General features: G+C 72.3%; 10 protein-coding genes. 1 reads left to right on the top strand and 9 read right to left on the bottom strand.

The annotated features are described in order from the left end of the window. The 8 genes from ACZ5WG_RS36170 to ACZ5WG_RS36135 all read right to left on the bottom strand — a co-directional run. A partial coding sequence (locus ACZ5WG_RS36170) for a class I tRNA ligase family protein (RefSeq protein WP_468728791.1) occupies positions 1–1346 on the bottom strand: 1346 nt, incomplete at its 3' end. A gap of 479 nt (positions 1347–1825) precedes the next feature. After that, the gene (locus tag ACZ5WG_RS36165) at positions 1826–2827 is read right to left on the bottom strand and encodes a TIGR03842 family LLM class F420-dependent oxidoreductase (protein ID WP_468728790.1); all 1002 of its coding nucleotides are present in this window, start codon (positions 2825–2827) and stop codon (positions 1826–1828) included. Positions 2828–2836: 9 nt separating this feature from the next. Next, positions 2837–4237 (bottom strand): dihydropyrimidinase, encoded by a 1401-nt coding sequence (gene hydA / locus ACZ5WG_RS36160; protein WP_468728788.1) that lies wholly within the window; start codon positions 4235–4237, stop codon positions 2837–2839. A 16-nt stretch (positions 4238–4253) separates the two neighbouring features. Next, the gene (locus ACZ5WG_RS36155) at positions 4254–5549 is read right to left on the bottom strand and encodes an aspartate aminotransferase family protein (RefSeq protein WP_468728787.1); all 1296 of its coding nucleotides are present in this window, start codon (positions 5547–5549) and stop codon (positions 4254–4256) included. Continuing rightward, positions 5546–6388 carry a nitrilase-related carbon-nitrogen hydrolase gene (locus tag ACZ5WG_RS36150; protein WP_365951525.1) on the bottom strand — a complete coding sequence of 281 codons (843 nt, stop codon included), beginning with the start codon at positions 6386–6388 and terminating at the stop codon, positions 5546–5548. The genes ACZ5WG_RS36155 and ACZ5WG_RS36150 overlap by 4 nt, the downstream gene beginning before the upstream one ends. A gap of 151 nt (positions 6389–6539) precedes the next feature. Further along, positions 6540–8270: a hypothetical protein gene (locus ACZ5WG_RS36145; RefSeq protein ID WP_468728785.1), complete on the bottom strand. Its 1731-nt coding sequence runs from the start codon at positions 8268–8270 to the stop codon at positions 6540–6542. Between the two features lie 45 nt (positions 8271–8315). Beyond that, complete coding sequence (locus ACZ5WG_RS36140; protein WP_468728783.1) at positions 8316–8696, bottom strand: PPOX class F420-dependent oxidoreductase; 381 nt, start codon at positions 8694–8696, stop codon at positions 8316–8318. A 370-nt stretch (positions 8697–9066) separates the two neighbouring features. Beyond that, positions 9067–9318, bottom strand: a complete 252-nt coding sequence (locus ACZ5WG_RS36135) for a helix-turn-helix domain-containing protein (RefSeq protein ID WP_468728782.1) — start codon at positions 9316–9318, stop codon at positions 9067–9069. A gap of 78 nt (positions 9319–9396) precedes the next feature. Between ACZ5WG_RS36135 and map the strand changes: the two genes are divergently transcribed. Beyond that, on the top strand, positions 9397–10164 hold the full coding sequence (gene map, locus ACZ5WG_RS36130) for a type I methionyl aminopeptidase (protein WP_468728780.1): 768 nt from the start codon (positions 9397–9399) through the stop codon (positions 10162–10164). Between the two features lie 23 nt (positions 10165–10187). Here map and ggt read toward each other — a convergent pair whose 3' ends face one another. Continuing rightward, positions 10188–12002 (bottom strand): gamma-glutamyltransferase, encoded by a 1815-nt coding sequence (ggt, locus tag ACZ5WG_RS36125; RefSeq protein ID WP_468728778.1) that lies wholly within the window; start codon positions 12000–12002, stop codon positions 10188–10190. Positions 12003–12042: the final 40 nt, after the last annotated feature.

The following is a 12042-nucleotide window of genomic DNA, read 5'->3' as shown; positions in this document are numbered from 1 at the left end:
ATGTTGTTGTTCAGCCAGTCCCCGAAACGGCCCTGCTTGACCGAGTCCGGGAACCAGTTCGTCTTCTCGTTCTCCCGCAGCATCGCGTCCTTGACCGCGGTGGTGCGGATGTACCAGGACGGCTGCGCGTAGTACAGCAGCGCGGTGTGGCAGCGCCAGCAGTGCGGATAGCTGTGCTCGTACGTCTCGTGTCGGAACAGCAGGCCGCGCTCGCGCAGATCGGCGAGGACGACCTCATCGGCCTTCTTGAAGAACATCCCGCCGACGAGGTCCAGCCCTTCCTCGAAGGTGCCGTCGGGGCGGACCGGGTTCACGACCGGCAGACCGTACGCCTTGCACACCTTGTAGTCGTCCTCGCCGAAGGCGGGGTTGGTGTGGACGAGACCGCTTCCGCTCTCGGTCGTGACGTGGTCACCGTTGACGACGAAGTTGGCCTCTTCCAGACGGACGATCGAGAAGGGCGGCTGGTAGGTCCAGCGCTCCATCTCCTTGCCCGTGAAGGTCTGCTCGGTGGCCTTCCAGCCCTCGCCGAGGGCCTGCTCCAGCAGCGCTTCGGCCACGACCAACTGCTGCTCGCCGTCAGTGGCCACGACGTAGGTGACGTCGGCGTTCACGGCCACGGCGGTGTTGGACACCAGGGTCCAGGGGGTGGTCGTCCAGGCCAGCAGCGCCGCCTGGCCGGCCAGCGGGCCGGAGGTCAGCGGGAAGCGGATGTACACCGAGGGGTCGACGACCGTCTCGTAGCCCTGCGCCAGCTCGTGGTCGGAGAGGCCGGTGCCGCAGCGCGGGCACCAGGGGGCGACGCGGTGGTCCTGGGTGAGCAGACCCTTGTTGAAGATCTCCTTCAGCGACCACCACACGGACTCCACGTACTCGGGGTCCATCGTCCGGTAGGCGTCGTCCAGGTCGACCCAGTAGCCCATCCGGGTCGTGAGCTCGGTGAACGCGTCGGTGTGACGGGTCACCGACTCGCGGCACTTGGCATTGAACTCGGCGATGCCGTACGCCTCGATGTCCTGCTTGCCGCTGAAGCCCAGCTCCTTCTCGACGGCGAGCTCCACGGGCAGGCCGTGGCAGTCCCAGCCCGCCTTGCGGGCCACGTGGTAACCGCGCATCGTGCGGAACCGGGGGAAGACGTCCTTGAAGACGCGGGCCTCGATGTGGTGCGCACCGGGCATGCCGTTCGCGGTCGGCGGGCCCTCGTAGAAGACCCACTCGGGGCGTCCCTCGGACTGCTCCAGGGTCTTGGCGAACGTCTTGCTCTCGCGCCAGAAGTCGAGAACGGCGTGCTCGAGGGCGGGCAGGTCGACCTGGGCGGGTACCGGGCGGTACTGGGGGGATGTCATCGGCGCTACTCCGGTGGTTATGCGGATCGTTCCAGTGAAGGGACGAGAGACGCGCTCCCGCGGTACCACCCTCCTTGGCCCGGAAACAGCACACGCCGAGCCCACTTCATTCAAGATCCGATGCCGGCTCTACTCACCGGGCCCGGCCCATGCCAGTCCCCGGCTTTCCTCCGGCGGCTCCGGGTGATCTTCACATCGCGCTCGCCCCCGGGCTCGCACCATCCCCGGGTCGCTCCTGGCTGCGTACGACGCTACTCGTCCCCTCAACGCCTTTCGGTCGGTGCATTGTATGGTCAACGCACTTACCCGTGGGGCTCGTTAAGATCGAATATGGCCGGAAACGTACGGACCGGCCGCCGACCTGGCCGAGGTTGTACGGCAGGGCTCCTTCGGCAAACGGCGCCGCCCCCTGCACCGTCACCTGGGGACAGGCGGTGCAGGGGGCGTCCGGAGTGGCTCCGGGGGCGCGGAACGGGCCGTCAGCCGTTGATGGCCGGGATGACGTGCTGCCCGTACGCGTCGATGGTGCCCTCCTTCGCGTCGTGCATGTCGTACAGGGCGAACTGGTCGACGCCCAGTTCGCGCAGGGTCCGCAGCTTCTCGATGTGGGCCTCGGGCGGGCCGAGCAGGCAGAAGCGGTCCACGATCTCGTCCGGCACGAAGTCGGCGGACGGGTTTCCGGCGCGGCCGTGGTGGCTGTAGTCGTAGCCCTCGCGGGCCTTGATGTACTCGGTGAGGGCGTCCGGCACCATGCCGGAGTGCTCGCCGTAGCGGCCGACGAGGTCGGCGACGTGGTTGCCGACCATCCCGCCGAACCAGCGGCACTGGTCGCGGGCGTGAGCCAGGTCCTCGCCCACGTACGCCGGCGCCGCCACGCAGATCTTGACCGAGCCCGGGTCGCGGCCGGCCCGTTCGGCGGCCTCCCGGACCGAGCCGACCATCCACTCGGTGAGGTAGGGGTCGGCGAGCTGGAGGATGAACCCGTCGGCCTTCTCGCCGGCCAGGGCCAGCGCCTTCGGCCCGTACGCGGCCATCCAGACGGGGAGCTTCCCGTCGCGGACCCACGGGAGCCGCAGCGCGTTGCCGTCGACCTCGGCCTCCCGGCCCTCGGCGAGGTCGCGGATGACGTCGATGGCCTCCCCGAGCCGGGCCAGGGTGTTCGGTTTGCGTCCGGCGACCCGCATCGCCGAGTCGCCGCGGCCGATCCCGCACACCGTGCGGTTGCCGTACATGTCGTTGAGGGTGGCGAAGGTGGAGGCGGTGACCTCCCAGGTGCGGGTGCCGGGGTTGGTGACCATCGGGCCGATGTGCAGCTTCTGCGTGTTCGCCAGGATCTGGCTGTAGATGACGAACGGTTCCTGCCACAGCACGGCGGAGTCGAAGGTCCAGCCGTAGCGGAAGCCGTTGCGTTCGGCACGCTTCATGAGGCTGATGACCTGTGAGGCGGGCGGGTCGGTCTGGAGGACGAGGCCGAAGTCCATCACGGTTCCTTAGAGGTACTGGCAGGTGGAGCGGGGGATGAACACCCCGTGGCCGGCCCGGCCGGTGTACTCGCGCCGGTCGATGACGAGTTCGCCGCGCGAGAGCACGGTGTCGACGCGTCCGGTGATCCGTTTGCCCTCGTACGCCGAGTAGTCCACGTTCATGTGGTGCGTCTCGGCGGAGATGACCTGCTCGGCGTGCGGATCGTAGAGGACGATGTCTGCGTCGGAGCCCGGCGCGATGGTGCCCTTCTGCGGGTAGAGGCCGAACATCCGGGCCGGGCTCGCGCAGGCGATCTCGATCCAGCGCCGGCGGCTGATGTGCCCGTCCAGGACGGCCTGGTGGAGGAGGTCCATCCGGTTCTCCACGCCCGGCAGCCCGTTCGGGATCTTGGAGAAGTCCCCGCGGCCGAGCTCCTTCTGGCCGCGGAAGCAGAACGGGCAGTGGTCGGTGGAGACCACCTGGAGGTCGTTGGTCCGCAGCCCCCGCCAGAGGGAGGCCTGGTGCTCCTTCGGCCGCAGCGGGGTGGAGCAGACGTACTTGGCGCCCTGGAAGTCGGGCTCTTCGAGGTTGTCGGTGGACAGGAACAGGTACTGCGGGCAGGTCTCGCCGAAGACCGGCAGGCCCTTGTCGCGGGCGGCGGCGAGCTCGGCCACCGCCTCGTCCGCCGAGACGTGGACCACGTACAGCGGGGAGCCGGCGACGCGCGCGAGCTGGATCGCCCGGTGCGTGGCCTCGGCCTCGAGCAGGACCTTGCGGACCTCGCCGTGGTGGCGCGGGTCGGTCTCGCCCCGGGCCAGGGCCTGTTCGACGAGCACGTCGATCGCGATGCCGTTCTCGGCGTGCATCATGATCAGCCCGCCGTTGCCGGAGGCCCGCTGCATGGCGCGCAGGATCTGCCCGTCGTCGCTGTAGAAGACGCCGGGGTAGGCCATGAACAGCTTGAAGGAGGTGACGCCCTCCCCGATCAGGTGGTCCATCTCCTTCAGGGTCCCCTCGTTGACGTCCGAGAGGATCATGTGGAAGGCGTAGTCGATGGAGCACTTGCCGTCGGCCTTGTCGTACCAGGTGTCGAGCCCCTGACGCAGGGCCTGGCCCATGCTCTGCACGGCGAAGTCGACGATGGTGGTGGTGCCGCCCCAGGCGGCGGCCCGGGTGCCGGTCTCGAAGGTGTCGGAGGCGGCGGTCCCGCCGAAGGGCAGCTCCATGTGGGTGTGGGCGTCGACCCCGCCGGGGATGACGTACTTCCCGCTCGCGTCGATCGTACGGTCGGCGGTCCAGGCCTCGGCGGCCGCCGAGCCGTGGGCCGCGAGGGCGGCGACGCGGCCGTCCTCGACCAGGACGTCGGCATGGAGCTCGTCGGCGGCCGTGATGACGAGGCCGCCGCGGATGAGGGTGCGGATGGACATGTGCGGCGCCTCCTGGTTACACGATGCTGCGCAGGGCCCGTTCGAGGATGTCGGCGCCCTCTTCCGCCTCGGCGACGGTGAGGGACAGCGGCGGCGCGATGCGCAGCACGCTGGTGTCGTGCCCGCCGCCCTTGCCGATCAGCAGACCGCCTTCTCGGGCGGCCTCCAGGACGGCGGCGGCCGCGTCCGGGTCGGCCTCGTCGGTGCCGGGTTTCGTCAGCTCCAGCCCGGCCATCAGGCCCCGGCCGCGGACCTCGCGTACGGCGGGCACGGTGGCGGCGATGGCGCGCAGCCGCTCCAGGAGCAGGCCGCCGACGCGGCGGGCGTTGCCCTGGAGGTCGTGCTCCAGCAGGTACGCGAGGTTGGCGACGCCGGCCGCCATGGTGACCGGGGAGCCGCCGAAGGTGGAGATGGAGTTGGTGTCGATGCAGTTCATCACCTCGGCGCGGGCCACGACCCCGCCGATGGACATGCCGTTGCCGATGCCCTTGGCGAAGGTGAGGATGTCCGGCGGCCCGTTCTGGGCGTGGGCCTGCCAGCCCCAGAAGTGCTCTCCCGTACGGCCCCAGCCGGTCTGCACCTCGTCGCTGATCCAGAGGATGCCGTGCCGGTCGAGGACCCGGCGGAAGGCCGCGTACAGCCCGTCGGGCGGGGCGGTGAACCCACCGACGCCCTGGACGGGTTCCGCGATGAGGGCGGCGACGCCGCCGCGGGCCTGGCCGAGCACGTCCTCGAGGTCGGCGACGGCGGCGGCGGTGAACTCGGCGTCGTTCAGGTGCGCGAAGGGTCCGCGGGAGCGCACGGCGCCGTGGACGTAGTACGTCTGGAGCGGCGAGAGGCTGGTCGGGGACCAGCCGCGGTTGCCGGTGATGCCGACGGTGGAGAAGGACCGGCCGTGGTAGCTGTTGCGCATCGCCAGGATCTGGTTGGAGCGGCGGTACGCGGTCGCCAGCAGCAGGGCGGTGTCGTTGGCCTCGGTGCCGGAGGTGGTGAAGAAGACCCGAGCCTCGGGGATGCCGGACAGGGCGGCGACCCGCTCGGCCAGCTCGATCATCGGGCGGTTGAGGTACAGGGTGGAGGAGTGGATGAGCCGGCCGGCCTGCTCGGAGACGGCCTTGGTGACCTCGGGCAGGGCGTGGGCGGTCATCGTGGTGAGGATGCCGCCGAAGAAGTCGAGGTAGCGGTTGCCGTCGGCGTCCCAGACGTGGCGGCCCTCGCCGTGCGTGAGCTCGATGGGGCGGCGGTAGTAGAGCGCGAGCCAGTCGGGCAGGACGGCCTGGTGGCGGCTGTGCAGGGGGATCGGGTCGGTCACGGCTGAACGAGCCCTCCGTAGGCGTCGGGGCGGCGGTCGCGGTAGAAGGCCCACTGGTCGCGGACCTGCTTGATCAGGTCGAAGTCGAGGTCGCGGACGAGGAGTTCCTCCTCCTTGCCGCTGGCGGTCTCGCCTACGAACTGGCCGCGGGGGTCGACGAAGTAGCTGGTGCCGTAGAAGTCGTTGTCGCCGTACTCCTCCTGGCCGACGCGGTTGATCGCGGCGATGAAGTACTCGTTGGCGACGGCCGCGGCGGGCTGTTCCAGCTGCCAGAGGTAGGAGGACAGGCTGCGGGAGGTGGCGGACGGGTTGAAGACGAGCTGGGCTCCGGCCAGGCCCAGCGCGCGCCAGCCCTCGGGGAAGTGGCGGTCGTAGCAGATGTAGACGCCCACGCGGCCGACGGCGGTGTCGAAGACGGGCCAGCCGAGGTTGCCCGGGCGGAAGTAGTACTTCTCCCAGAAGCCCTTGACCTGGGGGATGTGGTGTTTGCGGTACTTGCCGAGGTAGCTGCCGTCGGCGTCGATGACGGCGGCGGTGTTGTAGTAGAAGCCCTCGGACTCGAGCTCGAAGACCGGTACGACGATGACCATGCCGGTCTCGCGGGCGAGCGCCTGCATGCGCTGGACGGTGGGGCCGTCGGGGACGGGCTCGGCCCAGCGGTAGTGCTCGGGTTCCTGGACCTGGCAGAAGTAGGGGGCGTTGAAGACCTCCTGGAAGCCGATGATCTGCGCGCCGTCGGCGGCGGCCCGCCGGGCGTGCTCCTCGTGTTTGGCGATCATCGACTCGGTGTCTCCGGTCCAGGTGGCCTGGACGAGTGCGGCGCGGACGACTTGGGCCATGAGCTGCTCCTCGCGACGGGAACGCCGAGTTCTACGCACGTAGACGAGATGCGTAGGGAGTAGAACGTAGGCCTCGTCACACCGTGGGGCAAGACCGCCGTGCACGGTTGGGTGAGTCGATCAAGTTATGACAGCGGGTGGTCGAATCCGCTCAATGGACGGGCGGTTTCGCAACCCGCAGGGCGTGTACGAGGTCACGGTGATGCCTTCCGGACAGGGCCTCGGCGGCCCGGAGCAGCCGGGGGGTGAACCACTGCGGATCGCGGCGCGCGAGCCGGACTGCCTCCTCCGCGGTGCGGACCTTGACGAAGGCCCCGAGCAGGGCGTCGGCCTCGTGGGTCCGCCCGGCGGCGGCCAGGGCCAGGGCGGCGTCGGCGATCTCGGCGGCGGGGCGGGCCGCGCCCTGGCGCAGCAGCGCCTCGCAGTCGGCGTGCCGGCCGGCCTCGCCGAGGGCGGCGGCGGCCGCGGCGAGCCGCTCGGGCGGGAGCGAGGCCGCCTCCCACAGCAGCGTGGCCCAGTCCGCACCGAGCCCGGCACGCACCAGCTCGGCGGCGAACCCGGGCAGCCACTCGGCGGGCCCGGCGGCGGCCTCGCAGAGCACCGCATGCGCTTCTCCGCTCCGCCCTTGAGCCCGCAGAGCCACCAACTGTCCGACCACCTCCGCAACTCCGCCGCCAACGTCGCGGCCCGGCTCCACTGCCGCTAACCCGCCCCCGGCGGCGGCATGCACCTCCGCCTCCGGCGGGGCGAAGTGGTCCCAGGCGGTGGACTGCGTCTGCGCCTCGGGCGAGGCTGGACGGGGCCCGTCGGCGGACTGCGGCTCCGGCCTCGGCGGCGCGAAACGGGCCCGGCCGATCGTCCCGCGGGGAGCGGGGGGCTCGGGGTCGGGGCGGCCGAAGCGGGCGCCACGGGGCGGAGCGGCGGCCGCGTCCGGGAGCCCGGGCGGCGGGGCGAAGGAGGCGGAGGCCGCAGGGGCCGCGGCGCCGGCGTAGCGGGCGCCGCCGGACCGCCGCGCCCCGCGCAGCCACCGCCCCTCGGCCCGCCCGACGGGCGGCTCCGCCCGTCCCTCCCCCGCCTCCCGCTGCCGCGGCACCCCGGGCAGGGGTCCGCCGTCCCCCACTCCGGCCCACGCCCCGGGCGCCTGCGCCGCATCAGCGGCTTCTACATAGGCCTCGGCCTCGGCCTCGACCTCGGCGGACCAGGATCCGCCGCCCCGGCCCGGGTCCGCCGACCCGTACGGGTCCCGGTACAGGGCACCGGCCCCGTCGGCCGGCGGGCCGCCGCGCCAAGCGCCGACGGGGATCGGGTCGACGGGCTGCCAGGCCGGGGCCGGCTCCGGGGCGGGCTCCGGGGTGGGCTCCGGAGCCGGCTCCGGAGTGAGCGTCGACAAGTTCGTCAGGCGGGAGGTCAGGTCCTGTTGGCGGGCGGCGGCCCTGGCCGCGTCGTCGCGGGTCCAGGCGAGTTCCCGGGTCAGCGTTTCCGCCTCGGTGCGGTCCGTCGTCGCGGCCAGGCGGGCCGTCAGGGTGCGCGTCGCCGCCTCCGACACGGCTCGCTGGTCGGCGGCCGCCGCCAGCAGGGTCCGCAGTTCCTCCGCGCCGCCCGGCAGCCGGTCCCACACCGTGACGGCCGCGGCCCGCAGCCGGGCCGCGTACCGCCACTCCCGCTGCGCGGACTCGGCGCCCCTGGCCCCCGCGAGGTCGCTGAGCAGCGACTCCAGCACGTCCCACGGCGGCATTGCGGCCCCGTCCAGGCAGGCCCGCAGACCCTCCGGATCCCGACGCAGGAACTCCCCGTACCAGCCTGCCCCCGGATCGAGTCTCTGCGTCAACCCGCGCAAGTAGCCCGAGAGTTGACCGATCACCAGCGAAGTCGCGGTCTCCATGCCCGCATTGGATCCCACCGGTGTTACGGGCGGGCTACGGGAGTCTCAAAGCTTGACGGCGATCGCGGTGTGCGGGCGCTTCCCGAGCCGGACCACCGCCGCCGGCACGTCCAGCCCCCAGAACTGCCAGGTGTACTTCCGCAGCATCAGCTTGCGCACCCGCTTCAGCCCGGCCTCGTCCAGCAGCCGCGCCTCGCCCTCCAGCACGGGTGCCCCTTCCGCGACCCGCCCCCGCACGTCGCAGGCGCTGACCGTGACCCGCCCGTTGTTGCGGATCCGCTTCACCTTCCAGGAATCGCTGCGTGTCCAGACGTACAGCTCACCGCCGTCCGCCACCGCCCACACGGGCGTCGCGACGGGCGTACCGTCCTTGCGGAACGTGGTGAGGCTGACGTATCTGCTCTGGTTCAGCTCGTCGAGAGTCATCCGCGGAGCCTAAGGGCTGTGGGCGCGGCGCGGCGCGGCGCCCACAGCGTGGAGGGCCGCGTCAACCCGGCGCCTGATGCCTGGCATCGGCCCGGCCCTCCGGCGCCGTGCAGACGGCAAGCAGCAGGCCCGCCGCCAGGAGGGCGCCCAGGAGTCCGAAAACGAGTCGTTTGAATGCGTTCGAGGCTGACACGCCTTCACGCTTGCCCCGCGCCCGGCCGCTCCCACCACCGATTGGGCCGTTCGGCCCGCCGGGCCCGCCCGAAAGAACCCGCAGGTCCGCGGGCCGGGAAGGGCCGGGAAGCTGCCGGACGGGCCCGGGAAGGCCGACAAGGACCCGGCAAGAACCCGGCAAGGCCCCGGAACGACGTCAGGCAGGCACGAACGCGCAGCGGCGCAGCACGTCGTCCAGGGACAGCCCGAGCGCCTCGGCCACGGCGGCCACGGTGAAGAACGCCGGGGTCGGTGCCCGCCCGGTCTCGATCTTGCGGAGCGTCTCGGCGGACAGCCCGGCGCTCGCCGCGACCTCGACCATGCTGCGGGCGCCGCGGGCCTCGCGCAGCAGTGCGCCCAGGCGCTCGCCGCGCTCGCGCTCTTCGGGGGTGAGGGGGGTGCGGACCATGTCCGCATCCTACCCGCTCCCCCAATAACTATCCCGTCAAAGTTATACCGGGATAGATATACCGGTATAGTTATTGGCATGGTGGAACTGAAGACGGAAGAATCGATCGAAGCAATGCGCGCCCCGGGCCGGGTCGTCGCCCAGGCCCTGGCCTCCGTACGGGAGGCCGCCCGGGTCGGGGTGTCCCTGCTGGACCTGGACCGGGTGGCCCGCGAGGTGCTGGCCGGGGCGGGCGCGACCTCGCCGTTCCTCGGCTACCGGCCGGAGTTCGCGCCGGTGCCCTTCCCCGGGGTGATCTGCACCTCGGTCAACGACGCGATCGTGCACGGCATCCCCGACGGCTACCGGCTGCGCGACGGCGACCTGGTCAGCATCGACTGCGGGGCGAAACTCGGCGGCTGGGTCGGGGACGCGGCGGTCAGCTTCACCGTCGGCCGGCCGCGCCCGGCCGACCTGCGGCTGATCGAGACCGCCGAGGCGGCCCTCGCGGCCGGCATCGCCGCCGCGCTGCCCGGCAACCGGATCGGGGACATCGCGTACGCCATCGGCTCGACCTGCCGCTCCGCCGGCTACGGCGTCCCGGACGGCTTCGGCGGCCACGGGGTGGGCCGCAGCATGCACGAGGACCCGGGCGTGCCCAACGAGGGCCGGCCGGGGCGCGGCATGAAGCTGCGCCCCGGCATGGTCCTCGCGATCGAGCCGATGCTGGTCGCGGGCGGTACGGACGACTACCGGTGCGACGGGGACGGCTGGACCCTGCGGACCGTCGACGGCAGCCGCGCCGCGCATGCGGAGCACACGGTCGCGATCACCACCGACGGCCCGAGGATCCTCACCGCCCTCTGAGCGGCCTCACGGGTGCACCCGCCCTACGGCCTCCCGTACGGCCGGACCACCATCGCCGAACCCCCGCCCCGCCGGCTCGTCTCGGCGGCGGCCAGCCAGCGCCCGTCCGGGAGCCGCTGGACGCCGGTCGCCGCGCCGATCTCCGGGTTCTGCCGGAAGCCCTGGCCCAGCGCCTCCAGTTGGGCGCGCAACGGGCTGTTCCACAGGCCCGGCTCCAGCTCGGTGGTGGTCTGGTTGCGCTGGCTGGCCCGCGGCGCCGCGATGGCGTCGACCAGCGGCAGCCCCCGGTCCAGGTGCCCGATCAGGGTCTGCAGGACGGTGGTGATGATGGTGGCGCCGCCCGGGGAGCCCACCGCGAGCACCGGACGCCCGTGTTCCAGCACGATGGTCGGGGACATGGACGAGCGCGGCCGCTTGCCGGGGCCGGGCAGGTTCGGGTCCGGGACCCCGGGGGCCGCCGGGGCGAAGGAGAAGTCGGTCAGCTCGTTGTTCAGCAGGAAGCCACGGCCCGGGACGGTGATCGCGCTGCCGCCGGTGGACTCGATCGTCAGCGTGTACGAGACGACGTTGCCCCAGCGGTCGGCGACCGTCAGGTGCGTGGTGTTCTCCCCCTCGTACGTGGTCGGGGCGGCGCGGCCGGAGCCGCCGCAGGCCGCCGGGTGACGCGGGTCGCCGGGGGCCAGCGGGCTGGTCAGCGTCCGGTCCGGGGAGATCAGGCAGCCGCGCGAGTCGGCGAACCGCTGCGAGAGCAGCTCCCGCGTCGGCACGTTCTCGGCGGCCGGGTCGCCGACCCAGCGGCCGCGGTCGGCGAACGAGATCCGCGAGGCCTCGATGAACCGGTGCAGGTACTGGGTCTCGGACAGCTTCGACAGGTCGGTGCGCTCGAGGATGTTGAGCGCCTCGCCGACGGTGGTGCCGCCCGAGGAGGAGGGCGCCATGCTGTACACGTCGAGGCCCCGGTAGCTCACCTGCGTCGGGGCCTGCCGCTTGGTCTCGTACGCGCGCAGGTCGCCGGTGGTCAGATCGCCCGAGCGGACGATCCGGGTGGCGGCCGGGTCCACGGGGGGCTTGCGCACCGCCCGGACGATGTCCTCGGCGATCGGGCCCCGGTACAGCGCGCCCGTGCCCTTGCGGGCCAGTTCCGCGTACGTGACCGCCAGGTCGGGGTTCTTGAAGGTGGAGCCGACCACGGGCAGGGCGCCGCCCGGCAGGAAGAGCTTCCTGGTGTCGGGGAAGTCCTTGAAGCGGTCCTGGTTGAGCTCCGTCTGGGCCCGGAAGGTGGGGTCGACGGTGAACCCGTCGCGCGCCAGCTTCTCGGCGGGTCCCAGGAGTTGACCGAGCGGCCGGGTGCCCCAGGCGTCGAGGGCGCTCTTCCAGGTGGCCGGGGTTCCGGGGACGCCGACGGAGCGGCCGCTGGTCTGCCCCTCGGCGAACGGGATGGGGACGCCGTTCTCCTGGAAGAGGCCGGCGGTGGCCGTGGCGGGCGCGGTCTCGCGGCCGTCGATGGTCTGCACCCGGCGGGACCTGGCGTCGTAGTAGACGAAGTAGCCGCCTCCGCCGATGCCGGCCGAGTACGGCTCGGTCACCCCGAGCGCGGCCGCGGTCGCCACGGCGGCGTCCACGGCGTTGCCGCCGGAACGCAGGACCGCGATGCCGGCGGCGGAGGCGTCGGCATCGACACTGGCGACGGCCCCGCCGTAGCCGACGGCGACCGGGACCTTGGCGGGAGCGCCCCCCGCGGACGCCACCGCCTCTGACGGCGGGGCCGCCGCGCCGGTGGACACCAGGGCTCCGGCGAGGGCGACGAGCGCTAGCTGACGTGTGGCGGAACGACGCATCCGTACCTCCAGTCGACGGCCTGTCGGACCCCACCGGACA

It is taken from the genome of Streptomyces sp. NPDC032745, assembly GCF_055579465.1.
Note: the sequence above shows the minus strand (reverse complement) of the source record. Positions and strands in the feature narration are given on the sequence as shown.

Coding starts and splice junctions, on each gene's coding strand:
- ACZ5WG_RS36165 (WP_468728790.1), bottom strand. CDS start 2,827: ATGGACTTCGGCCTCGTCCTCCAGACCGACCCGCCCGCCTCACAGGTC.
- hydA (WP_468728788.1), bottom strand. CDS start 4,237: ATGTCCATCCGCACCCTCATCCGCGGCGGCCTCGTCATCACGGCCGCC.
- ACZ5WG_RS36150 (WP_365951525.1), bottom strand. CDS start 6,388: ATGGCCCAAGTCGTCCGCGCCGCACTCGTCCAGGCCACCTGGACCGGA.
- ACZ5WG_RS36145 (WP_468728785.1), bottom strand. CDS start 8,270: ATGGAGACCGCGACTTCGCTGGTGATCGGTCAACTCTCGGGCTACTTG.
- ACZ5WG_RS36140 (WP_468728783.1), bottom strand. CDS start 8,696: ATGACTCTCGACGAGCTGAACCAGAGCAGATACGTCAGCCTCACCACG.
- ACZ5WG_RS36135 (WP_468728782.1), bottom strand. CDS start 9,318: ATGGTCCGCACCCCCCTCACCCCCGAAGAGCGCGAGCGCGGCGAGCGC.
- map (WP_468728780.1), top strand. CDS start 9,397: ATGGTGGAACTGAAGACGGAAGAATCGATCGAAGCAATGCGCGCCCCG.
- ggt (WP_468728778.1), bottom strand. CDS start 12,002: ATGCGTCGTTCCGCCACACGTCAGCTAGCGCTCGTCGCCCTCGCCGGA.